The 23,452-nt window shown below is 68.5% G+C and carries 16 protein-coding genes; 13 read left to right on the top strand and 3 right to left on the bottom strand.

The genetic code is table 11. The features are described from left to right. Nucleotides 1-513: 513 nt before the first annotated feature. The 8 genes from H1D24_RS19940 (at nucleotide 514) to H1D24_RS19905 (ending at nucleotide 11,020) form a co-directional block, all read left to right on the top strand. Entirely contained in the window at nucleotides 514-1,725 is a 1,212-nt protein-coding gene (locus H1D24_RS19940) for an ROK family transcriptional regulator (RefSeq protein ID WP_181658963.1), read from the top strand. Between the two features lie 336 nt (nucleotides 1,726-2,061). Then, nucleotides 2,062-3,075 (top strand): hydroxyacid dehydrogenase, encoded by a 1,014-nt coding sequence (locus tag H1D24_RS19935; RefSeq protein ID WP_181658962.1) that lies wholly within the window; start codon nucleotides 2,062-2,064, stop codon nucleotides 3,073-3,075. A 120-nt stretch (nucleotides 3,076-3,195) separates the two neighbouring features. Continuing rightward, nucleotides 3,196-4,281 (top strand): LacI family DNA-binding transcriptional regulator, encoded by a 1,086-nt coding sequence (locus tag H1D24_RS19930; RefSeq protein WP_181658961.1) that lies wholly within the window; start codon nucleotides 3,196-3,198, stop codon nucleotides 4,279-4,281. 388 nt (nucleotides 4,282-4,669) lie between these two features. Then, a complete protein-coding gene (locus tag H1D24_RS19925) occupies nucleotides 4,670-6,013 on the top strand; it encodes an ABC transporter substrate-binding protein (RefSeq protein WP_181658960.1) in 1,344 nt (447 codons plus the stop codon). A gap of 10 nt (nucleotides 6,014-6,023) precedes the next feature. Then, the gene (locus tag H1D24_RS19920) at nucleotides 6,024-6,908 is read left to right on the top strand and encodes a carbohydrate ABC transporter permease (protein WP_181658959.1); all 885 of its coding nucleotides are present in this window, start codon (nucleotides 6,024-6,026) and stop codon (nucleotides 6,906-6,908) included. Beyond that, nucleotides 6,908-7,846, top strand: coding sequence for a carbohydrate ABC transporter permease (locus H1D24_RS19915; protein ID WP_374064262.1), 939 nt, complete (start codon nucleotides 6,908-6,910; stop codon nucleotides 7,844-7,846). Before H1D24_RS19920 ends, H1D24_RS19915 begins: the two co-directional genes overlap by 1 nt. A gap of 306 nt (nucleotides 7,847-8,152) precedes the next feature. Further along, entirely contained in the window at nucleotides 8,153-9,211 is a 1,059-nt protein-coding gene (locus tag H1D24_RS19910) for a LacI family DNA-binding transcriptional regulator (RefSeq protein ID WP_181658957.1), read from the top strand. Between the two features lie 219 nt (nucleotides 9,212-9,430). Further along, complete coding sequence (locus H1D24_RS19905; RefSeq protein ID WP_181658956.1) at nucleotides 9,431-11,020, top strand: glycoside hydrolase family 43 protein; 1,590 nt, start codon at nucleotides 9,431-9,433, stop codon at nucleotides 11,018-11,020. A gap of 66 nt (nucleotides 11,021-11,086) precedes the next feature. Here the strand turns inward: H1D24_RS19905 and H1D24_RS19900 are convergent, their stop codons facing one another. The 3 genes from H1D24_RS19900 to H1D24_RS19890 form a co-directional block, all read right to left on the bottom strand. After that, nucleotides 11,087-11,863, bottom strand: a complete 777-nt coding sequence (locus H1D24_RS19900) for an SDR family NAD(P)-dependent oxidoreductase (RefSeq protein WP_181658999.1) — start codon at nucleotides 11,861-11,863, stop codon at nucleotides 11,087-11,089. Nucleotides 11,864-11,950: 87 nt separating this feature from the next. Further along, nucleotides 11,951-12,991: an NAD(P)-dependent alcohol dehydrogenase gene (locus tag H1D24_RS19895; RefSeq protein ID WP_181658955.1), complete on the bottom strand. Its 1,041-nt coding sequence runs from the start codon at nucleotides 12,989-12,991 to the stop codon at nucleotides 11,951-11,953. Beyond that, nucleotides 12,988-13,719 (bottom strand): TetR/AcrR family transcriptional regulator, encoded by a 732-nt coding sequence (locus tag H1D24_RS19890; protein ID WP_181658954.1) that lies wholly within the window; start codon nucleotides 13,717-13,719, stop codon nucleotides 12,988-12,990. The genes H1D24_RS19895 and H1D24_RS19890 overlap by 4 nt, the downstream gene beginning before the upstream one ends. A 122-nt stretch (nucleotides 13,720-13,841) precedes the next feature. On the opposite strand from H1D24_RS19890, the gene H1D24_RS19885 reads away from it, so the two are divergent. The 5 genes from H1D24_RS19885 to sbnB all read left to right on the top strand — a co-directional run bounded on the left by H1D24_RS19885 (nucleotide 13,842) and on the right by sbnB (nucleotide 23,404). Next, nucleotides 13,842-14,720 (top strand): SDR family NAD(P)-dependent oxidoreductase, encoded by an 879-nt coding sequence (locus H1D24_RS19885; protein ID WP_181658953.1) that lies wholly within the window; start codon nucleotides 13,842-13,844, stop codon nucleotides 14,718-14,720. Between the two features lie 517 nt (nucleotides 14,721-15,237). After that, nucleotides 15,238-17,787 carry a Pls/PosA family non-ribosomal peptide synthetase gene (locus tag H1D24_RS19880; RefSeq protein WP_181658952.1) on the top strand — a complete coding sequence of 850 codons (2,550 nt, stop codon included), beginning with the start codon at nucleotides 15,238-15,240 and terminating at the stop codon, nucleotides 17,785-17,787. 137 nt (nucleotides 17,788-17,924) lie between these two features. Further along, entirely contained in the window at nucleotides 17,925-21,254 is a 3,330-nt protein-coding gene (locus H1D24_RS19875) for a non-ribosomal peptide synthetase (RefSeq protein WP_181658951.1), read from the top strand. 78 nt (nucleotides 21,255-21,332) lie between these two features. Beyond that, nucleotides 21,333-22,337, top strand: coding sequence for a TauD/TfdA family dioxygenase (locus tag H1D24_RS19870; protein WP_181658950.1), 1,005 nt, complete (start codon nucleotides 21,333-21,335; stop codon nucleotides 22,335-22,337). Beyond that, nucleotides 22,334-23,404 (top strand): 2,3-diaminopropionate biosynthesis protein SbnB, encoded by a 1,071-nt coding sequence (sbnB, locus tag H1D24_RS19865; protein ID WP_181658949.1) that lies wholly within the window; start codon nucleotides 22,334-22,336, stop codon nucleotides 23,402-23,404. Before H1D24_RS19870 ends, sbnB begins: the two co-directional genes overlap by 4 nt. The last annotated feature ends 48 nt before the right edge of the window (nucleotides 23,405-23,452 follow it).

Raw genomic sequence — 23,452 nt, 5'->3', positions numbered from 1 at the left:
ACCCGAACCGTCATCGACGGAAGCGGCACAGCCAGGCAGGGCTGTCGCGGCGAGCGCCGCACCGGCGGAGGCGGCGAGGAACTGACGCCGCCCGAGGGAACCCGTACCGGAAGTGGACATAGGTGTAGGCCTTTCGTGCGGTATGTACTGCTGAGTGAGGGTGACAAAGGGGAATGCGTGTGGCGCGGGAAGTCGGCTGGCCCTCGCACGGGTGAGGCGAGGTCCGCGGTCAGGAGCGGATGGGGCCACCGCCACCGCGTTCGCCGACCGCGGAGCCGTCTCCCGGCAGTGCGAGACATCGGTGGCGGCTCATGAGAGCACCGGCACGGGTGTGCATGGACGCACCACCTCCTGCTTCCAGTTGTTCGAAGTAGCGACCGTGGGTCGACCCGTCCGCCATGAGGCCGAGCGTCGGCAACCGGTTGCCATGCGTTGGGGCAGAGCTTCTTCCTGTCCGGAAACTGCGTCAAGAGTCTTGACGAACTTTCGAAAAGAATGGGTAACCTCTGTGTCATGAGCCGAAAGCCCGGAGGATCACTGCGGAGCCTGCGGCGGTCGAACCAAGAGCAGGTCATCGCCCTGCTGATAGCCCAAGGACCCCTGCACCGCGCGGAGTTGGCGCGTCAGGCAGATGTGTCCCGGACCACCGTGTCGACGATCGTCAGCGAGCTGCTGGCCCGCGGCCTGGTCACCGAGTCCGACGAGCAGCCGGACGGCGATCTCGACGGCCGGGCCGGAAACCGGTTGTTGGTCAATCCGCGAGCGGCCGTCGTGGCAGGAATGAACCACACCTTCGACGGCGTCTGGGTGCACCTCAGCGACCTCGCCGCGCGGGAGATCGCCAGCTCCGGCACGACCCTCGACCCCGGCACGGGGCCGGCCGAGCGCATCGAGGCCGGGGCGTCGATCCTCCAACGACTCCTCGACTCGGCTGGATTGGAGAGACAGCAGGTCATCGGCGTCGGCGTGGGCGTGCCAGGCCCCATCCACCGCGAGACCGGAGTCGTCGGAGTATCCCTGCCGGGCCAGCCATGGTCACATGTGCACGCCGCCGATGAGCTGCAGCAGGCGCTCGGCCTGCCGGTCGTCGTCGAGAACAACACCCGCCTCGAGGGCGTGGCCGAGGCCCGCTGGGGCGCGGGCCGCGGCGTGGCGAACCTGCTCTACTTCGGTCTGTCCAGCGGCATCGGCTCCGGGCTGATCCTCGACGGACGGCTGTACCGGGGAGCGGTCGGCGCCGCGGGCGAGCTGGGCCATGTGTCGGTGAGCGTCGACGGGGCGCCCTGTCCGTGCGGCAACCGGGGCTGCCTGGTGCTGCGGGCCGGCCTCCCGGCCGTGCTCGCCGCACTCCGGCCGTCCTTCGGCGAGGAAACCGATCTGGAGGAGATGCTCGCCCGAACCGCGGCCGGGGACCGCGCGGGCGAGAAGGTGTTCACCGACGTGGGCACCGTGGTCGGCCAGGTCCTCGCCAACCTGTGCAACCTGCTCAACCCCGAACGCATCGTCGTGGGCGGCGAACTGTCCAGGGCCGGCGAGGTACTCCTGGGCCCGATGAGGGACGCGATACGCCGCCACGCCCTGTCCCTCGTCCGTGACGTGGACGTCGTACCCGCCGAGCTGGGTCTCGGCGCACGCGTCGGCGCGCTCGGCGGCGCCGCGCTGGTCCTCAGCGAGACACCCGACCTGGCCGCGGCGCTCAACCGCATGAGCGGGATCACCGCATGAACGAGATCACCGCGTGCACGGGACCACCGCATGCACAGGATCACCGCATGGCAAGCGGCGAACTCGCCGAGCCCCTCGGGAACGTCGCGTAACCGATTACGAGAAGTCTCAGGCACCGTCACCGCTCAACGACGCGACGGGGCCGGGCCCGCCGTACTCGCAGCATGATGTCCGAGCTTGCTGCTCGCGCCCCGCCTCAACGTTGACGTGCGTTCCCCGAACAGGCGCGGCCGAGCTGAGCCTGGCCCCACATGACTCCCGCCGATTGACCCGCCCTTCGCATCAGATCTACGGTAGAAGACGCTTTCTGAAACGTTTCCGAGCCTCAGGAGAGTCATGCTCAGCGCCCAGCCGCCGAGGGCCGTGTTCGCCATGGATCCGGTGCACCTCCCGCAGCTCTTTCCTCCGCCGCTCATGGCACGGCTCCAGGACGTGGCCGAGGTCGACGCGGCACTCGTCGTGCAGGACTTCGCCGACCCCGCGGCGACCGAGGCGCTGGCCCGGGCCGATGTGCTGATCACCGGCTGGGGCTGCCCGCACCTCGACGCGGACGTCCTCGCCGCCGCACCGCGGCTGCGCACCGTCCTGCACGCCGCGGGCTCCGTCCGCTCGCTGGTCGGCGAAGCCCTGTGGAAGGGCGGAGTCACCGTCTGCAGCGCGGCGACGGGCAACGCGCTGCCGGTCGCGGAGTACACGCTCGCCATGATCCTGCTCGCCGGGAAGGACGCGTTCGCCCACCGCGAGCGCTTCCGCGACAGCCACACCTACCCGTCCACCACGGAGACCGCGGCCACGGGCAACCTCGGCCGCCGGGTGGGGATCATCGGCGCCTCGCGCGTGGGCCGCCGCGTACTGGAACTGCTGCGGCTCTTCGACCTCACGGTCGCGTTGTACGACCCTTACGTGGACGCAGGGGAAGCGGCCGCACTGGGCGCCGAATCGCTGCCGCTCGAGGACCTGTTGAGCCGCAGCGACATCGTCAGTCTGCACGCTCCCGACATCCCCCAGACCTACCGCATGCTGGACCGCGACAGGCTGGCCCTCATCAGGGACGGCGGCGTGCTGATCAACACCTCGCGCGGCGCCCTGGTCGACCCGGCCGCGCTCGCCGACGAGCTGGTGTCCGGACGCCTCAGCGCGGTACTGGACGTCACCGAACCCGAGCCGCTGCCTACGGGATCCCCGCTGTACAGCCTCCCCAACGTCTTCCTCACGCCGCATATCGCCGGCTCGCTCGGCAACGAACTCGAGCGCCTCGGCCGCATCGTCGTCGAGGAGCTGGAACACCTTGCCGCGGGCCTGCCACCGGCCCACGAGGTGCGACATGCGGACCTGGTCCGTGTTGCCTGAACGCGGTATCGGCGCCCCGCTCTGCCTTGGTGAAACGATGGGATACGGTTTCGGCACCGGCGGGGAGCGGGCCTTCTGCCCGTCCGGTGCGGGAGTCGCTACGGTGAAGGAGCCGCAACGGTGAGTGAGCGCAAGGCGTCGGGCGACTCCGGACGGGCCACCATCCGGCACGTGGCGGAGCGGGCGGGCGTCTCGGTCGCCAGCGTGTCGCGCGTCCTGTCCGGCAACTATCCGGTGTCGGAGGAACTGCGCCGCCGGGTCATGAAGGTCGTGCGGGACCTGGACTACGTCACCAACGCCCACGCCCGTTCACTCGCGGGCGGCGGCACGCCGACGGTGGCCATCCTCATCAACAACATCACCGGTGCGGCCTTCACACACGTGGCGAAGGGAGTGGAGGGCGCCGCCTCGTTGCGCGGCTGGCTCTCCCTGGTCGGCACGACCGGAGACGACCCGGAACGAGAACTCGCGCTGGTCAACCTCATGCGCCAGCAGGGCGTCGCCGCGGTGATCCTGCTCGGCGGTGCGTACGACTACGAGGAGTACCAGCTGAGAATGGCCCGGTTCGCCCGCTCTCTGGACGCGGCCGGCTCGCACCTCGTGCTGGTGGGCAGGCCCCCGCTGGAGGGCGACGTACCGGCGACGACGGTCGACTACGACAACGAGGGCGGCGCCTACGCCATGGCCAGCCACCTCCTGTCCGCCGGTCACCGCCGCGTCCTGATACTGCCGGGTCACGCCGAACTCACCACCGCCCAGGGCCGGTTGACGGGCGCCCGGCGGGCCTTCGAGGCGTACGGCGTGCCCTTCGATCCGAAGATGGTGCTGCACGGCCCCTACGACTACGAGCACGGGTACGACGCCGTCGAGGAAAGCCTGCGGCTGGGGCTGGACTTCACGGCGGTGCTCGCGGGAACCGACGTGGTCGCCGCGGGCGCCATGCAGGCCCTGCGTGCGGCAGGGCTCAGGGTCCCCGAGGACGTCTCGATCGTCGGCTACGACGACATCCCGCTGGCCTCCCAGCTCACACCCCAACTGACCACCGTCCACGTGCCGTACGAGGAGATGGGCCGCGTCGCTCTGCGCGCGGTGGCCGACCGGCGCGAGGGCGGCGGCAGCCGCCGCAAGAGCGGTGACGGGGACCATCTGGTGCTGGGCACGCATGTCGTCGTACGGCAGTCCGTCCAGCCTCCCCCAGTGCCTTAAGAGCCTGCGAGGTGCCCCCATCTCGCCAGCCGTAGCGCCTGATGTCTTTTGTTACGTAAGCGGTTTCGACGACGCGCCGAAACGCCGCAGACCGTTCGCAGGGTGGCATGGCGGGCCGCCCTGCACGCCTCTGACGTGCACAGTCGTCTCGCCATGCCGGTCGCACAACGCCGCGGCGGGGCGCAACGTGGCGGACAATCCGGCGTAACAATTTGCCGTCGGGCTCTTGCGTCACGCGGAGCAAGACACCTACGTTTCACAGCAACCGTTTTCTACGCCTTCCGCAGGGGCTCCCGAGACGCGAGCCGATGGCTTCCTCGCTCGCTGTCGCCCCACCGAGCCGCCCCTCTTTTCCGCGATCGTCTACGTCTCAAAGGATGACCGTACGATGAACTCCACCAGCCCCCGGAGAAGGTTCGCCCATGCCGCAGTCGCCGGCCTCGCGCTGACAGGTCTGCTCTCCGCCTGTGGCGGCTCCGAATCCGGAGACTCCGACGCCGAGCCCAAGTCCGCCGGTCCGGTCACCCTCGACTTCTGGGGCTGGGCCAACGGCCAGGAGGCCGTCGTCAAGGCGTTCAACGCCAGCCACAAGGACGTGCAGCTCAAGTACACCAAGGTCACCGACCAGCTCACCATGCAGAAGCAGCTGACGAACGCCGTCAAGGCCGGCAACGCGCCCTGCCTGCTGCAGAACACCGGCGAGTACGTCACGAGCTGGGTCTCGCAGGGCGCCCTCGCCGACATCACCCAGTACGTCGAGTCCAGCAAGGACAAGTTCAACCCCGGCTCGTGGGCCGTCGGCCAGGTCCAGGGCAAGATCTACGGTGTCCCCACCGCCTCGGCGCCGGCCTTCACCATCTACCGCACCGACATCTTCAAGAAGTACGACCTGGAGCCGCCCAAGACCTGGGACGACTTCATCGCCGCGGGCAAGGTGCTGAAGAAGCACGACATCAAGATCACGAACTATGCCGGTGAGGACCCGAGCACCCTTGAGGTGCTCGCCATGCAGGCCGGAGCGCACTGGTACTCCGTCGACGGAGACTCCTGGGTGGTGAACTTCCAGGACGAGGGCAGCCTCAAGGCGGCGAAGGTGATCCAGGAGATCATCGACAACGACCTGAACTCCAAGCTCTCGTTCGCGGACTACACGGCCGTGCAGCGCAACTACGACAACGCCGGCACCGTGACCCGCCAGATCTCCACCTGGCAGATGTCCGGCATGGTGCAGAACTTCACCAAGTCCTTCGGCGAGTGGGCGCTTGCCCCCTGGCCGACGTACAAGGGCGAGGCGCCCAAGACGCCGGCGGCGACCAACCAGAGCGGCAACCTGACCCTGGTGACCGAGAAGTGCAAGAACAAGGAGCAGGCCGCTGAGGCGGCGCTGTGGATGTCCACCGACCCCGGTGCGGTCAAGACCATGGCGAGCCCCGAGACCGGTAGCGGTGTGATGCCCGCCCTGGCCGACACCAGCGAGTACGTCCCCCAGGCGATCCCCGAGAAGCTGCTCGGCAAGAACTACGAGCCGGCCCAGAAGGTCGTCACGGACAGCATGAACACCATCACCGACGACTGGACCTTCGGCCCGAACTGGACCGCGATGTTCACGGAGATGCAGGACGAGTGGGCCAAGGTCGTCAGCAAGAAGCAGAAGGTCACCGACCTCCTGGCGCACATGCAGGAGTGGACGGTCAACGACCTGAAGCAGCGCGGCATCAGCGTCAAGGGCTGAGGCACACTCGATGATTCGCTCCCAGCGCTGGAAGGGTGCCGCGTTCACGGTGCCCTTCCAGCTCGGCTTCGTCTTCCTCTACCTGCTTCCGATCGGCTACGCGGTCTACCAGTCGCTGTTCCTGCAGAAGCAGTCCGGGCTGGGGCTCGGCGGCGCGACCACGGAGTTCGTCGGGCTTGAGAACTACGAGAACGGCCTGACCGACTCGGCGTTCATGATGTCCATCCTGCGGGTGGTGCTGTTCGCCTGTGTCCAGATCCCGTTCATGCTGCTCATCAGCCTGGTGCTGGCGCTCTTCCTGGACGCGGTCACCTCGAAGGTGGCCGGCCGGTTCCGGATCCTGCTGCTGGTCCCGTACATGATTCCCGGGGTGGTCGCGGCCATCGTGTGGGTCAACCTGTACAGCCCCGAGGTGGGCCCCCTGACGCCGCTCGGCGAGCTGTTCGGGTTCGACTGGAACTTCTTCGCGCCCTCGATGGTGTGGCCGGCCATCGGCAACCTGCTGACCTGGCACGGCATCGGCTACAACATGGTGATCATCTACGCGGCGCTCCAGGGCGTGCCCCGTGAGCTCTTCGAGGCCGCGCGGCTTGACGGTGCCTCGGAGCTGCGGATCGCGCTGAGCATCAAGGTCCCCTTCGTACGCGGCGCGCTCGTCCTGACCGCTCTGCTGTCGATCATCCAGATGCTGCAGATCTTCAACGAGCCCGCACTGTTCCGGAACGTGACCCCTGAGACGGTCAGCGACAGCTTCACCCCAATCATGATCATCTACAACCAGGCGTTCAACGCCGCCAACTACCACTACGCCGCGGCCCTGTCGGTGCTCCTCGCCCTCATCCTCGGCCTCGCGTCCTTCCTCTTCTACCGGCTGACCTCGAGGGAGGCGGACTGATGGCGCTGACGGAAAACCGTAAGGAAAACGGCATGGAAACCGGCACCGTGCCACCTCCCGGGCGCACCGTGCGGCGGCGCACCCGCCCGGACCCGGCCGCGCGCTCCCGGGGCGGCCAGCGCTTCCTGCTGGTCGGTCTGGTCCTGGCCAGCGCCTACAGCCTGTTCCCGGTGTACTGGCTGATCGTCGCCGCGACCAAGGACCGCGTCGGGCTGTACCAGAGCAACGGGCTGTGGTTCTCCGACTTCCACCTGTGGGAAAACCTGCAGCAGGTGTTCACGTACGAGGACGGCATCTTCCTGCGCTGGACCGCCAACTCGTTCCTGTACGCGGGGGTCGGCTCCCTCGGCGGCACCCTCATCGCCCTCGCCACGGGCTACGGGCTTGCCCGCTTCGACTTCCCCGGGCGGGGCGTGGTGTTCGCGGCCGTGGTGGGCTCCTTCCTCATCCCGATCGCGCTGCTCACCCTGCCGCTGTACCTGATGTTCTCGGCGATCGGTCTGGTCGACACCCCCTGGGCGATGCTGATCCCCTGCCTGATCAACCCGTTCAGTGTGTACCTGGCCAAGGTGTACACCGAGGCCACGATCCCGTTCGAGCTCCTCGAGGCGGCCCGTATCGACGGCGCCGGTGAGCTGCGGATCTTCTTCAGCATCGTGCTGCGGATGATGACCACGGGCGGCGCGACGGTGTTCCTGCTGGCCTTCGTCAACACCTGGAACGCGTTCTTCCTCCCGCTGACCGTGCTGCGCGGCGAGGAGAACTGGACGCTCAACCTGGGTCTGTACAACTGGACCGGCAAGCGCCTGGAGTCGGGCATCGACGTGACCAGCCTCGTGCTGACGGGCGCGCTGCTGTCCATCGTGCCGATGGCCGTCATGATGGTCGCGATGCGCCGCTACTGGCGGACCGGTGTCACGATGGGAGCCCTCAAGTGACCGTGGTGGCGCGCAGCACCCGTCATACGCAACTGGCCCCGGGTCCACGCGGTTGAAGAATTCCTTGTCTCGCTCTGCATCTGAGGGCGCTACACCGGTGCCGGACCAGTGGCCGGCCACATCCCGGCTGTTCGAGGTTTCGAAGCCTTGGGCCCCTCGCAGCCCTGTGAATCCCCGCATCTTCACGCCGTGTTGAGGTGGGCTTAGTGTAGGAATCGGTTGCTGCGCAGCTGGTGTTTCCGCTGCGAGAGCGACGCGTTCGAGGATGTCACCGGCCCTCGGGACGGGCCTGGGAGGTGAGCCGCGATGGTGCGTGCCGGGAGCACGACGACCGGGCCGACGCTGGCGGTCGTGGCCCGCGCTGCCGGGGTGTCCGTGCCGACCGCGTCGAAGGTGGTCAACGGCCGGGAGGACGTGGCGCCCGAGACGCGCCGCCGGGTCACCGAGGCACTGGAAAGGCTCGGCTATGTGCGAAGACCCCGCCTCGACGCGACGAGGACACCCGGCCTGGTCGACCTCGTCGTGCACTCGCTGGACACTTCCTGGTCCGGCGCGGTACTGCACGGCGTGGAGGAGGCGGCGCACGACGCGGGCCTGGAGGTGGTGGTCTCGGCGGGCCTTACCCGGAGCTGGGGCGGGCGCCCGGAGCCCGGCTGGCTGGACAAGCTCACGACGCGCGGCTCGTCGGGAGTGCTCTTCAATCTGGCCGAGCTGACGCCGTCCCAGTACGCCTGGCTCGACCAGCACCGTATTCCGTTCGTGATGATCGACCCGGTCCTCGAGCCGCCGCCGGGCGTGATGTCGGTGAGCGCGGCCAACCGGCAGGGCGGCGTCACCGCCACCGAACACCTTCTCTCCCTCGGGCATGAGCGCATCGCCGTCATCGGCGGCTACCGGCGCAAGCTGTGCAGCAGCGCCCGCGTCGCCGGCTACCGCTCCGCGCTCACGGCGGCGGGGGTGCGCCCCCGTCGCGAGTACGTCCGCTACGGCGACTTCGACGAGGTCGTCGCCCGGCGCCGGATGCTCGAGCTCCTCGACCTGCCCGAGCCGCCGACCGCCGTCTTCGTCTGCTCGGACAAGATGGCTCTCGGCGTGTACGAGGCGCTGGCCCAGCGCGGCCTTCGGGTGCCGGACGACATCAGCGTGGTCGGCTTCGACGACCTCCCCGAGGCCCGCTGGCCCACACCGGCCCTGACGACCGTACGCCAGCCGCTCTCGGAGATGGCCGCCATGGCGGTACGCCTTCTGGTGCGGCTGATGGCAGGCGAGCAGCCGGAGAGCACCCGCACGGAGCTGCCGACGTGGCTGGTGCAGCGCGCGAGCACAGCGCCGCCGCGCACGGAGTCCGATCCGCGCCGCAGCTGACACGTGCGCCCCTCGGCCAAGACTCTTAGGCGTCTGCGGCATCGAAACTTTCGAATGACCGCAGGTGAGCGGGGGCGTTGACTCCCTAGCAACCGGTTTCTAGATTGATCCCGAGTCACGGCGGCGTGCACCTCCAGGAGTTTGTCAGGCGCCGGGACTCGGCACTTCGATGCATCGGGTCACACCTACTGATGACCGGGGCCCGGCGAAAGGACTCGTATGCCTTCGGGCCAGATACACAACCCGGTACTGCCCGGATTCCATCCGGACCCCAGCATCGTGCGCGTCGGCGCGGAGTACTTCCTCGCCACGTCCACCTTCGAATGGTTCCCGGGCGTGCCCGTGCACCGCTCGACGGATCTCGTGAAGTGGGATCCGGCCGGTCACATCCTGGACCGCGCCGACCTGCTCGACCTACGCGGAGTCGCCGACTCGGCCGGTGTGTGGGCACCCTCGCTGTCGCACCACGACGGCCGGTTCTGGCTGGTGTACAGCATCGTGCGGACCGTCGGGAGCCCCTACAAGGACGTCGACAACTACCTGATCACCGCCCCCTCGATCGAGGGCCCCTGGTCGGAGCCGGTCTTCCTGAACTCCTCCGGATTCGACCCGTCCCTCTTCCACGACGAGGACGGCCGGACCTGGCTGCTGAACATGGAGTGGGACCACCGTGACGGACACCCGTCGTTCGCCGGGATCCTGCTCCAGGAGTACGACGCCGGGAAGAGGGCTCTGATCGGGCAGCCGCGTACGATCCTCACCCACGACGAGCTCATCGAAGGCCCCAACGTCTACCGCCATGACGGCTGGTACTACCTGATGCTCGCCGAGGGTGGCACCGGCTGGAACCACGGCATCCTGATGGCCCGCTCGCGTCAGCTGACCGGCCCCTACGAACTCGACCCCGAGGGGTCCCTGCTCACCACCCGGGACGTCCCGGACTGGCCGCTGCAGAAGGCCGGCCACGGGGAGCTCGTCGAGACACCCGACGGCGAGTGGTACCTCGTCCACCTGGCCTCCCGCCCGGTACAGACGCCCGAAGGCCCCCGCTGCGTCCTCGGCCGCGAGAGCTGCCTGCAGCGGGTGACCTGGTCGGACGACGGATGGCTGCGGCTGGCCCACGGCGACAACCGCCCGCGGGTGGAGGTTCCTGCGCCCACGGGGGTGGAGCCGGCACCGGTCGTAGCGCACGCCGTGCGGGACGACTTCGACGCCCCGGTTCTGGGCGCGGCCTGGAGCACTCTGCGTGTCCCCGCCGACGACTCCTGGCTGAGACCGACCGCACGCCCCGGGTGGCTGCGACTGCGCGGGCGGCAGAGCCTCCACTCGCTCTTCGACCAGAGCCTACTGGCCCGGCGGCTCACCTCGGTGCGCTGCGAGGCCACCACCGCCGTCGACTTCCGTCCGTCCCACTCATCCCAGCTCGCGGGCCTGATCTGCTGGTACGACACCACCACCCACTACTACCTGCGGATCACCCACATCGAAGAGCGCGGCCGGGTCCTCGGGATCACCGTGACCGACGACGGCAGGTACCACGAGATACCAGACTCCGGCATCGACATCGACGCATGGCCGCAGGTCCATCTGCGCGCCCGCTTCGACGGCGCCGAACTGCGGTTCTCCGCATCGCCCGACGGGTCCGAATGGCAGCGGGTCGGCCCGGTTCTGGATGCCACCAAGCTGTCCGACGACTACGGCGACCGGCTCCGCTTCACCGGCGCGTTCGTCGGCATCTGCGCCCAGGATCTCGGCGGCACCCGGACCGAGGCGGACTTCGACTTCTTCGAACTGCGTGAACTCCCCTGAAACATGCGTCAGGGGCCACATGACCCCTGACACCGCCGGGACGACGACGTCCGCGGGGCGCCCGGCTCAGCGGGCGGTGTAGGCGCCGTCGACCAGGTGGTAGCTGCCGTGCACGAAGGACGCGCGGTCGGAGAGCAGGAAGGCGACCAGTTCGGCTACCTCCTCGGGGCGGCCGAGGCGGCCGGTGGCGTGCATGGCGGTGAGGCCGGCGTAGGCCTCCTGGTCCATGGCCTTCAGGGCGGGGGTCTCGATGAAGCCGGGGCCGACCGCGTTGATGCGGATGCCCTTGTCGGCGTACTCGAGCGCGGCGGCCTTGGTCAGGCCGATGACGCCGTGCTTGGCGGCGACGTAGGCGGAGGCGCCCGCCCAGGCGACGGAGCCGAGGATGGACGAGACGTTGACGATGGCGCCGCCGCCCACCGCCTGCAGGGCGGGGATCTCGTAGCGCATCGAGTAGAAGACGCCGTCGAGGTCGGTACGGACCACACCGTTCCAGACGTCGATGTCGTACTCGCCGACGGGGGTGCCGTCGGCGCCTATGCCCGCGTTGTTCACCGCCAGGTGCAGGGCACCGAAGGTGTCGACGGCGAAGCGCACGGCGGCCTCGACCGAGGCGGCGTCGGCGACGTCCACGCGCACCGCGGCCGCCTTGATGCCCTCCGACTCGAGCTGCTCGGCGGCCTGTTCGGCGCCCTCGAGGTTGTAGTCGGCAATGACGACGGCCGCTCCTGCCTGGCCCAGACGGCGGGCCACGGCGAGGCCGATGCCCGAGGCGGAGCCGGTGACGATCGCGGTCTTGTCGGCGAACTCGGTGGCGTATTCCGTGGTGCTCAAGGTGCTCAGTGCTTCTTTCTGCTTCTTTATTGCCTTGTTGCTTTATTGCTTGAGTGCTTTGGTGCGCGCGATGCGATGCGGTGCGGGAGGGGGAGATCAGCCGTTGGGCAGGATCACGGCGCGGCCGTTGATCTTGCCCGCGTGCAGTCGCTCGTACGCGAGGGGTGCCTCGTCGAGCGAGAACGTCTCGGTGTGCACGGAGACGGCGCCGGCCCGGGCCAGGTCGAGGACCTCGAAGAGCTCGCCGCGGCTGCCCCAGTACGGGGCGCTGACGGACACCTCGAAGGGCAGGTGGCCGAAGCCGACGGGAAGGCCGGCTCCGCCGATGCCCACGATGGTCACATCGGCCTCGACGGCGGCGACGGCACCGGCGGTCTTCACGGTGGGCTCCACGCCGACGAAGTCGAAGACGGCCTGCGCGCCGAGGCCACCTGTCAGCTCGCGGACCTTCGCGGCCGCCTGTGCGTCGGACAGCACGGCCTCGTGGGCGCCGACGGTGCGGGCGAGGGCGAGCTTGTCCTCGCTGACGTCCAGGGCGATGACACGGGCCGCGGTCATGGCGCGCAGCAGCTGGATGGCGACGTGCCCCAGTCCGCCGGTGCCGATGACGACCGCGGTCGAGCCGGGGACCAGCTTGGGCAGCGACCGCTTGATGGCGTGGTACGGGGTGAGGCCGGCGTCGGTCAGCGGCACGGTGGCGACCGGGTCGAGGCCGTCGATCGGCACCAGGTGACGCGGGTCGTCCACGAGCATGTACTCGGCCATCGAACCGGGAGCGCCGAGCCCGGGCGGGAGGATGCCCAGGTCGCCGGCGCGCAGGCAGTAGTTCTCCTTGCCCTCCGCGCACTTCGCGCAGGTTCCGCAGCCCCACGGGCCGTACACGGCGACCGCGTCGCCCTCCGCGAGACCGGTCACGCCCGCGCCCAGAGCGGCCACCGTGCCGACGCCCTCATGACCGAGTGTCAGCGGCAGCTCGTACGGGAAGCCCTCGGCGGGCCACTCCATCACCGCGATGTCGGAGTGGCACACGCCCGCGGCGGTGACCTTCAGCAGGACCTGTCCGGGGCCCGGCTCGGGATCGGGGACGGTGACGACCTCCGGAGCCGCGCCTATCTCCCGGTACTGCAGTGCCTTCATGATTCGACCCCTTTGTCTTCGGTCACTTCGTTGTCCACGGTTGCTTCATTGGCTACGGTCACTTCACTGCCGGTCGCTCCCGCCGCCTGTTCGATGAGGGCGTCGTAGGCCTGGTTCACCCACGCCTGAAGGCCTCGGGCGTCCTCGTGCTCCTGCCGCGCCCAGGTGCGCAGGGCCGCGGTGAGCACTCCTGCGGCGGCGCCCACCACGACGGCGGGGCGCAGGTCCCGGTCGGGATCGGTGCCGAGACGTTCGGCGACGATCGCCACGGACTCGTCCTGGGCGTCGACCCGGATCCGCTCGTACGCGGCGAACAGCGCCGACTCGGTGTCCGTGAGCCGCAGCAGCGCCTGCCACCGCGCGTAGGGCTGCCCGCCGAGCGTCTCGCGGGCGGCGAGCCACTCCCCCACTGCGTTGCGGTAGGCGACGAACGGCGGCTCGTCGGCCGGGCGGGCGCGCAGGGCGGCATTGATGTAGTCGCCGTCGGCCCGCGTGAAGTCCAGTGCCGCGTCCTCCTTGCCGTTGAAGTGGCGGCTGAAGGTGCGGCGCGTGACGTCGGCGCGCTCGGCGATCGCCTCGACGGTGACGGCCGACAGGCCGCGCTCGAGGATCAGATCGATGGCCGCGGCGGCCATCGCCTCCCGGGTCTGCCGGGCCTTTCGCTGCCTGCGGTCCTCGACCGGGGGTGTGCTGGCCGTGGTGCGGCTGGTGGGCTTCATCGCCGTCATGACCTCGATCATACTCCTGTGATGTCCCATCGGGACACTAGTCCCCTCGGGTCTTTTGTCCCAGCGGGACATATGCGCGTTAAGCTCGAGAACGAAGATCCGATCTCGAGGAAGAGACAGCTGTGAGCAGCAACCGATTCACCAACCAGGCCGTACTCATCACGGGAGCCGCTTCGGGCCTCGGCCAGGCCACCGCGCTCCAGCTCGCCGCCGAGGGCGCCCGGCTCTCGCTGGTCGACGTCAACGAGAACGGGCTCGCCGAGACCGCCGCCGCCGTCGAGAAGTCATCGCCCGGCACCGAGGTGATCACCATCACCGCGGATGTGTCCTCCGAGGAGGACGTCGAGCGCTACGTCGCCAAGACGCTGGCCGCCTACGGCCGTATCGACGGCTTCTTCAACAACGCCGGCGTCGAGGGCAAGCAGAACCTGACCCAGGACTTCGGTTCCGACGAGTTCGACCGGGTCCTGTCGATCAATCTGCGCGGCGTCTTCCTGGGCCTGAAGCATGTCCTCGCCGTCATGAAGGAGCAGGGCTCCGGCAGCGTGGTCAACACCGCCTCCGTCGGCGGCATCCGCGGCGTCGGCAACCAGTCCGGGTACACCGCCGCCAAGCACGGCGTCGTCGGCCTGACCCGGAACTCCGGGGTCGAGTACGGCCAGTTCGGAGTGTCGGTCAAGGCGATCGCGCCGGGCGCGATCATGACGCCCATGGTGGAGGCGTCACTGCGGCAGCTCGACCCGGAGAACCCGGAAGAGGCCGGCAAGCAGTTCGTCAGCATCAACCCGATGAAGCGGTTCGGCAAGCCCGAGGAGGTCGCCCACCTCGTGGCGTTCCCGTTCTGGGGAACTCGGCCCGAGCTGGCCGAGGTGATCGTACTGGCACGCTCAGGGGCGCTCCACGTCGAGACGGAGCAGTTCCCGCTGGCCGCGGCGCCGGAGGCGTTCGATCGACTACGGCAGGGTCGGGTAGCGGGGCGGGCTGTGCTGCTTCCCGCGTGACAGACGTGCGCAATCTATCTCTCTGAATTTCTCCGAATTCGTCCGGCATCCCTCCGGCACCCCTCCGGCATTTCTCCGGCACTCGTGCGGCATTTCTCCGGCATTGCTCCGTGCAGGAGATTTTTTCGGTGTTTCTCTGCACATAAATTCTGCCTCGATACGCTGATGCCCTCTGGGCGACCTCTTGCGCGCCGTCCGGCTCGTCCCCAGCCGAGAAAACCTTCGGAGCAGGACCCCCGCCACCCGCATGCAGTAATACCGAACCGCCCTGCTGGGCTTCACCGAGGCGCCTGGGAACCGTGGACCCCCGACACCGACGGGCCTCGTGTCGCGCCCGGGCGATCGAGGTCGAGTGGCACCCCGCGCGCGGGCGACGGAAACTGGACGCAATGGTTTCGTGAAGAAATTCACGACCTCGTGACTTCGGAATTTCTTTATCCGCTCATCGCTCAGCGCGAGGACACCGAGCGTCGGCCGCACGGGCCGATGGTGAACGAAATTTCCTCAAGGAGCTTGCATGGTAGAGAAGTCTGCCAGGGTCCTGACGCCCGGGCCGGATGAACCTGCGGTCGCCAAGCACGGGGCGACCGGCCCGCAGACGGACACTGAGAGGGAATTCGCCGAGCTGCTGGCCGGTGTCGTGCGTGTCGAGCGGGTGCCGGTCGACAGTCATTTCTTCGACGACCTCTGTGCCAATTCTCTGGTGATGGCTCAGTTCTGTGCGCGGGTGAGGAAGCGGGCGGATCTGCCGTCGGTATCCATGAAGGACATCTACCATCACCCGACGGTCCGAAGCCTGGCGACGGCGCTCGCCGATACCGCACCTGCCGATGCCGAATCCGCCCCCGTACGGTCGTCGGTCACGGCTTCGCCGGCGGTTGTGACACAGGCCGGCACGCTGCGGTACGTGCTGTGCGGAATTCTGCAGTTTCTGCTGTTCCTGGGATATTCCTTGGCCGCCGCGTTTGTCGCCGCCCGAGGCTACTCATGGATATCCGCCGGCTCGGATGTGATCGACATCTACCTGCGGTCGGTCGTCTGCGGCGGCGTCGGCTTCGTCGGCCTGTGCACCTTCCCGATCGTGGCGAAATGGATCCTCATCGGCCGGTGGAAGACACGTGAGTTCCCGGTCTGGGGTCTGACGTATCTGCGCTTCTGGACCGTCAAGGTGCTGCTCCACGCCAACCCGATGGTCTTCCTCGTCGGAAATCCCCTGTATGTGCTGTACCTGCGGGCACTCGGCGCCCGGATCGGCAAGGGCGTCACGATCCTTTCCCGCACTGTTCCGGTCTGCACCGATCTGCTCACGATCGGCGCCGGCACGGTGATCCGCAAGGACTCGTTCTTCCTCTGCTACCGGGCGCACGCCGGACGTATACAGACGGGGCCGGTCACCCTCGGCCGGGACGTGTTCATCGGTGAGAAAACCGTGCTCGACATCGACACGTCGATGGGCGACGGGGCACAGCTCGGTCATTCGTCCTCGCTGCACAGCGGCCAGGCGGTCCCGGGCGGCGAGCGATGGCACGGATCGCCGGCGCAGCGCACAGAGCTCGACTATGTGAGGATCCCGCCCGCCAGGTGCGGCACGCTGCGCCGCGCCGGCTTCGGCCTCGTCACCCTCCTTCAGCTGTTCCTCCTCGGCGTGCCGCTCACAGTCGGCGGTGTGTACATGCTGTTGACACAGGTCCCGGCGCTGAGCGACCGGATGGGCCCGGGTGCGGGGGATTTCGCGTCGGCGGATCTCTACGTCGATGCGCTGGTCGTTTCCTCCGTGCTGTTCTTCGGCTTCGTCGTCGTGGGTCTCGCCGTGTTGTTCACCGTTCCGCGCCTGTTGAACCTGGTCATCAAGCCGGACAAGGTCTATCCGCTGTACGGCTTTCACTACTCCACGCACCGGGCGATCACGCGCATGACCAACATAAAGTTCTTCAAATGGCTTTTCGGTGACAGCTCCTACATCGTCCACTATTTGCGCGGCCTCGGATACGACCTGTCCAAGGTCGAGCAGACCGGGTCGAACTTCGGCACGGAAGTGCAGCACGAAACCCCGTATCTGTGCTCTGTCGGAAGCGGCACGATGATCGCCGACGGCCTGTCGATCGTCAATGCCGACTTCTCGAGCACGTCTTTCCGGGTGTCCCGAGCCTCGATCGGGCCGCACAACTTTCTCGGAAACAACATCGCCTTTCCGTCAGGGGCGAAGACGGGCGACAACTGCCTCCTTGCGACGAAGGTGATGATTCCGCTCGACGGTGAGATGCGCGAGGGGGTGGGTCTCCTCGGCTCCCCGTGCTTCGAGATTCCCCGGTCGGTGGAGCGCGACTCCCGGTTCGACCATCTCCGGACCGGGGCCGAGTTCCGCCGCGCCCTCGCCGCGAAGAACCGCTACAACATCCGGTCGATGGCCCTTTTCCTGATCGTGCGGTGGCTGTACTTCTTCGTTCTCACGGTGATCGCCCTGGCGGACGTCGACCTGTATGACTTCTTCGGGCAGGTACTGATCGCGGCGTTCCTGGTGTTCTCCCTAGCGTTCACCCCCGTCTACTTCGCACTGGTGGAGCGCGCCATCGTGGCGTTCCGCGGGCTGCAGCCGCGGTTGTGCTCCATCTACGACCCGTACTTCTGGTGGCACGAGCGTCTGTGGAAGGTGCCCGACGAATGGCTCAACGTGTTCAACGGCACCCCTTTCAAGAACGTGATCTGGCGGCTGCTGGGGGTTCGGCTCGGCAGAAGGGTCTTCGATGACGGCTGTTATCTGACGGAGCGGATGCTCACTACCATCGGGGACGACTGCACCCTCAATGCGGGCAGCAAGATCCAGTGCCATTCGCAGGAGGACGGCACGTTCAAGTCCGACCGCAGCACGATCGGGGACGGCTGCACGCTCGGTGTCGGCTCCCACGTCCACTACGGCGTGACCATGGGCGACGGCGCGGTACTCGCCCCGGACTCCTTCCTCATGAAAGGCGAGGAAGTCCCACAGCACGCGCGGTGGGGTGGAAACCCGGCCGCGGAGATGCGAGATGTCCCCAGCCGGCCCCCGGCTCTGATGCCGAAGGGGTAGCAGGACCCCTCGGTCAGCGGGTCAACAGGCAGGACACGCCGGCCCGCGGTCTGCCGAGAGGACAACGACGACAGAGACGCCGCCTTGGCCGGCGGCGAAAAGACACGGTGGCAGGGCGAGTGGAGAGGCGCGGATCGATGGGAATGCCAGTGGAGGCGAACCGGGAGTTCTGGCGTGGTGTGCTCGTGGCCGGTGGATCCACCACGATCCCGCGGTGGACGCTCGGTCCGATGACGAGGGCGGGCGTCGGCGAGTACGAGGCCACGATCCCGGACGAGGTCGCGGGAGCGTTGCACCGGTTGGCCGAGGACCTCGCCGTGCCGCTCAGCTCCCTGCTGCTGGCCGCGCACGCCAAGGTGCTCGCCGCGCTGTCCGGCGAGCCGGATGTGACGACCGGTTACGTCGCCGAGGAGGGCGGCCGGCCGCTGCCCTGCCGGCTGACGACCGAGCCCGACTCGTGGCGGGCGCTGCTGCTGGACACCCATCGGGCCGAGTCGGAACTGCTGTCGCACAAGGACTTTCCGGTGGACGAACTCAGACGGGAACTGGGCCTGACCGAACCGTCGATCGAGACCGTGTTCGATCCGAACGCGACCGGAGTCGGCGGCACTGTCACCGAGGACACCGGTAGCACCGGAGCCGGCGGTAGCACCGGCGCCGGCGGTCTCCCCGGAGACACCCTGCTGTGGGCCGGATTCGCGCACCACAGTGGCCCGCTCATGCTGCGGCTGCGGTACCGGACCGACGCGCTCGACGGGGACTGCGCCGCCAGGATCGCCGGCTATCACCTCACCGCACTCGCCCTCATCGCCGCGGATCCGGATGCCGACCACGGGCGGCAGAGCCTGCTCTCCGCCGAGGAACTCCGGTTCCAGCTCGAAGGGCTCGCCGGCCCGCGCCGGCAGCTGCCGGACGCCCGGGCGCACGAACTGTTCGAACAGCGGGTGAGAGAGCACCCGGAGGCCGTCGCAGCCGTGCACGGCGACCACCAGTGGACCTACCAGGAGCTCAACTCCCGCGCCAACAGGCTGGGGCGGGCCCTGTTGGCGCGAGGACTGCGGCGCGAAGGTGTCGTCGCGGTGGTGACCGAGAGAAACCTGGACTGGATGGCCGCCGTCCTCGCGGTCTTCAAGGCCGGAGGCACGTACCTGCCCATCGAGCCGCATTTCCCGGCCGACCGCATCGCGGCCATGCTCTCCCGTGCCGAGTGCGGGCTCGTACTGACCGAACCCGGCAGCACCACCTCGCTCGACCCGGCCCTGGACTCGCTGCCGGGCGTCCGGAAGCTCTTCGTCGGAGAGGCCTACGACGAGGACCACGCCGACGGTGACCTCGGCGTCGCCGTCGCGCCGGACCAGCTCGCCTACATCTACTTCACCTCCGGCTCCACCGGCGAACCCAAGGGCGCCATGTGCGAGCACGCGGGCATGCTCAACCACCTCTACGCCAAGATCGACGACCTGGAGATCAGCAAGGGGCAGGTCGTCGCCCAGACCGCCCCGCAGTGCTTCGACATCTCGCTGTGGCAGCTGGTTTCCGCCCTCCTCGTGGGTGGGCGGACCCTGCTGGTCGAGCAGGACGTGATCCTGGACGTCGAGCGGTTCGTCGACAAGATCATTGACGGCCGGGTCGCCGTGCTCCAGGTCGTGCCGTCGTACCTCGAAGTCGTGCTGACCTATCTGGAGCAGCAGCCACGCGAGCTGCCGGACCTCCGGTGCGTTTCGGTCACCGGTGAGGCGCTGAAGAAGGAGCTCACGCAGCGCTGGTTCGCGGCGGAACCCGAGATCAAACTGGTCAACGCGTACGGCCTGACCGAGACCTCCGACGACACCAACCACGAGGTCATGGACCGGGTGCCGGACCGCGAACGGGTCCCGCTCGGTCCCCCCGTCAGCAACGTGCACGTCTACGTCGTCGACGAGCATCTGTCACCGGTCCCGCTCGGCGCCCCGGGCGAGATCGTCTTCTCCGGCGTCTGTGTCGGCCGCGGATACGTCAACGACCCGGACCGCACGAAGCAGGCGTTCATGCCCGACCCACACCGCGACGGCGCCCGGCTCTACCGGAGCGGCGACCACGGCCGCTGGCTTCCCGAGGGCAAGCTGGAGTTCCTCGGACGCCGGGACACCCAGGTCAAGATCCGTGGATTCAGGATCGAGATCGGCGAGATCGAGAACACCCTGCTGCAGGTGCCCGGTGTCCGCGACGGTGCGGTGGTGGTCGCCGAACGGCCCGACCAGAGCAAGCACCTTGTGGCCTTCTACTCCGGCCCGGGGTCAGTGCCGGTCGACGTCCTGCAGGACCGGCTGGGCGAGTCGCTGCCCGCGTACATGGTGCCGTCGGCCTTGCACTGGCGGGAGAGCCTGCCGCTGACCGCCAACGGCAAGATCGACAAGAGAGCGCTGGCGGCGCTCGCCGGCGAACTCTGCGTCGTGGAGGAAGACCGGGAAGACCACCACGCACCGAGTACGCCCACTGAGCTGCGGCTGGCGGCCGCATGGGCGCAGGTTCTCGGCATCCCGCAGGCCCAGATCGGGCGGCGGGACCACTTCTTCGACCGGGGCGGCACATCGCTGTCGGCGGTGAAACTGGCGATCACCCTGGACCGCGCGGTGTCCCTCAAGGACGTGACCCGTCACCCGGTCCTCGCCGATCTGGCAGCGCTGGTCGACGGCAGGTCCGACCTGCGCTCCGGGCTCCTTCAGTCACTGTCGGAACCGGAGGGCGCGCCGGCCGGAGCCCTGGTGTGCTTCCCGTACGCCGGTGGAAACGCGGTGAACTTCCAGCCGATGGCCAAGGCTCTGCGGGCCAGTGGGATCGCGGTCTACGCCGTGGAGCTGCCCGGTCATGATGTGGCCGCCGTGAGCGAGCCCTTCGCGTCGATGGCAGACGTGGTCGAGCAGGTCGTCGCCGAGATCACCGAACGTGGCCTGACCGGAGTCCTGCTGTGGGGTCACTCCTCGGGCACCGCCTTCGCCGTGGAGACGGCCCGGCAGTTGGAGGAGCGCGGGGTGGACGTCCAACGGGTGTTCCTCGGCGCGCAGTTGCTCGGCGAGGCCACCGGTCGGCGCGACGCCGTCACCGAGTTGACCGGGAAGAGCAACGCGGAGATCGCGGCGAGGCTGAGCGCGGGCAGCGGCTACACCGAGCTCCATGAGCTGGACACACAGCGCGCCGAGCATGTGGGTGCCGCCTATCGGCACGACTGCGTGTCCGCACACCGCTATTTCACCGACGTCCTCGACACTCCCCCGCCGGTGAAGCTGTCCGCGCCGGTCACCGTGGTCGTCGCCGCCGACGACCCGATCACCGCGGAACACGCGCACCGGTACCGCGACTGGCAGCTCCTGGCCGAGCGCGTCGACCTGCACGAACTCGCCCAGGGCGGCCACTACTTCCTGCGCACCTGTCCGACCGAGGCGGCACAGGCCGTGCTGAGCACCGCCGATCTGCTGCCTTCTTCCTGAGCGGCACACCGAGCACACCGAGCGCACCGAGCACACCGAGCGCACCGAGCACACCGAGCACACCGAAAGGAAATCGCGATGTCGTCCATATCCCCGGAATCGCTGCTCGACGTCGAGTTGCACCCCGGCCGGCCTCCGATGCTGCAGGCCGCGGCCACCGGCGACGCGCCGGGCTGGGCAGCCGGGCACCGGGACGCGCTGCGCGGCGTCGTCGCCGAGCACGGTGCGGTCCTGGTCCGCGGCCTCGGTCTGCGCGACGTGGCGGAGGTCCGTGCCGTCTTCGAGCGGCTGAGCACCGGGCTGATGGCGGAGAGGGAGGCCTTCGCGCCCCGGCGGATCTACGCCGACGGCGTGTACTCCTCGGCGCAGTGGCCGCCGAACCAGCCGATGTGCATGCACCACGAACTGAGCTACACGCTCGAGTTCCCCGGCCTGATGATGTTCGCGTGTCTCACTGCGCCCACCCAGGGCGGGGCGACCGGGGTGGCCGACGCGGCGACCGTACTCGAGGCGCTGCCCACCGAGCTGACCGAGCGGTTCGAGCGGGAGGGCTGGCTGCTCACGCGCAGCTACAACGACGAGATCGGGTCGTCCGTCATCGAGGCGTTCGGCACCGACGAGCGGAGCGCCGTCGAGAGTTACTGCCGCGCCAACGCGATCGAGTTCGAGTGGCAGCCCGACGGTGCGCTGCGCACGAGGCAGCGCCGCAGCGCCGTGGTGCGCCACCCGGTCACCGGCCGCCGCTGCTGGTTCAACCAGGTCGCGTTCCTCAACGAATGGACGCTGGCCCCCGAGGTCCGCGAGTACCTCATCGAGGTCTACGGCGCCGAGGGTCTGCCGTTCAACACCCGCTTCGGAGGCGGCGACCCGATCGGCGAGGACGTCGTGCAGCTGCTCAACGAGGTCTACGAGGCCAACACCGCACGCGAGCCGTGGCAGGCCGGCGACCTGATGCTCGTCGACAACATCCGCACCGCGCACAGCCGGGAGCCTTTCGAGGGCTCGCGCGACGTGCTCGTCGCGATGGCCGACCCGGTGCGCCTGTCCGACTGCTCGCCGACCGTCGAGGTGACCGGACGATGACCACCGCCCGTTACGCCGCAATGGAGTCCGCAGTGTCCGAGCCGAAGACCGTACGACCCTTCGCGGTGATCTCCGGAGCCCAGGTCAAACAGGTGCTGCAGGGGCGCGAGAAGCAGATCGTCGAGTTGGTCGAGGCCACCTACCGGCTGCACGGCGCCGGTGATTCGGTGAACCCGCCGTCGTACTTCCTCCGGTTCCCCGACCGGCCGTCCTCCCGGATCATCGCGCTGCCCGCCTCGATCGGCGGGGACGTGCGGGTGGACGGACTGAAGTGGATCTCCAGCTTCCCGGAGAACGTGCGGGCCGGCATTCCCAGGGCCTCGGCCGTGCTGATCCTCAACGACCATGACACCGGCTATCCGTTCGCCTGCCTGGAGAGCTCCATCATCAGCGCCACCAGGACCGCCGCGTCGGCGGCGCTGGCCGCGGACTGGCTCAGCCGGGAACGGCCGCGGCCCATGCGCGTCGGATTCCTCGGGGCGGGCCTGATCGCCCGCTACATCCACACGTTCCTCGCAGGCAGCAACTGGTCGTTCGACGACATCGGCGTGCACGACCTGTCCGCCGACAGCGCGGCAGGCTTCCGCTGCTACCTCGAGCAGTCGGGCACCGCCGGCCGGATCACCGTGCACGACAGCGCCGAGGAGCTGATCCGCCTCAGCGACCTGGTGGTCTTCGCCACCGTCGCCGGTGAGCCGCACGTCAGCGACCCCGCGTGGTTCGCGCACAATCCTGTGGTTCTCCATGTGTCGCTGCGCGACCTGGCGCCGGAGATCATCCTCGCCTCGACCAACATCGTCGACGACATCGAGCACTGTCTGAAGGCCGACACCTCGCCGCATCTGGCGGAGCAGCTCACGGGCAACCGCGACTTCCTGCAGGGCACGTTGGACGACGTGATGGCCGGGCAGGTGAACGTGCCGGCGGACCGCCCGGTGGTTTTCTCGCCCTTCGGCCTGGGGGTGCTCGACCTCGCCGTCGGCAAATACGTCTACGACGAGGTGGTCCGTTCGGGAGAGTTGCACGTCATCGACGACTTCTTCCACGAACTGCGCCGGTACGGATGAACGGCCGCGAGCTCTTTTCAGCTCTGACATCCGAAGCCCGGCCCGAGC

Source organism: Streptomyces himalayensis subsp. himalayensis (assembly GCF_013778455.1).
GTDB lineage: Bacteria > Actinomycetota > Actinomycetes > Streptomycetales > Streptomycetaceae > Streptomyces > Streptomyces himalayensis.
Note: the sequence above shows the minus strand (reverse complement) of the source record. Positions and strands in the feature narration are given on the sequence as shown.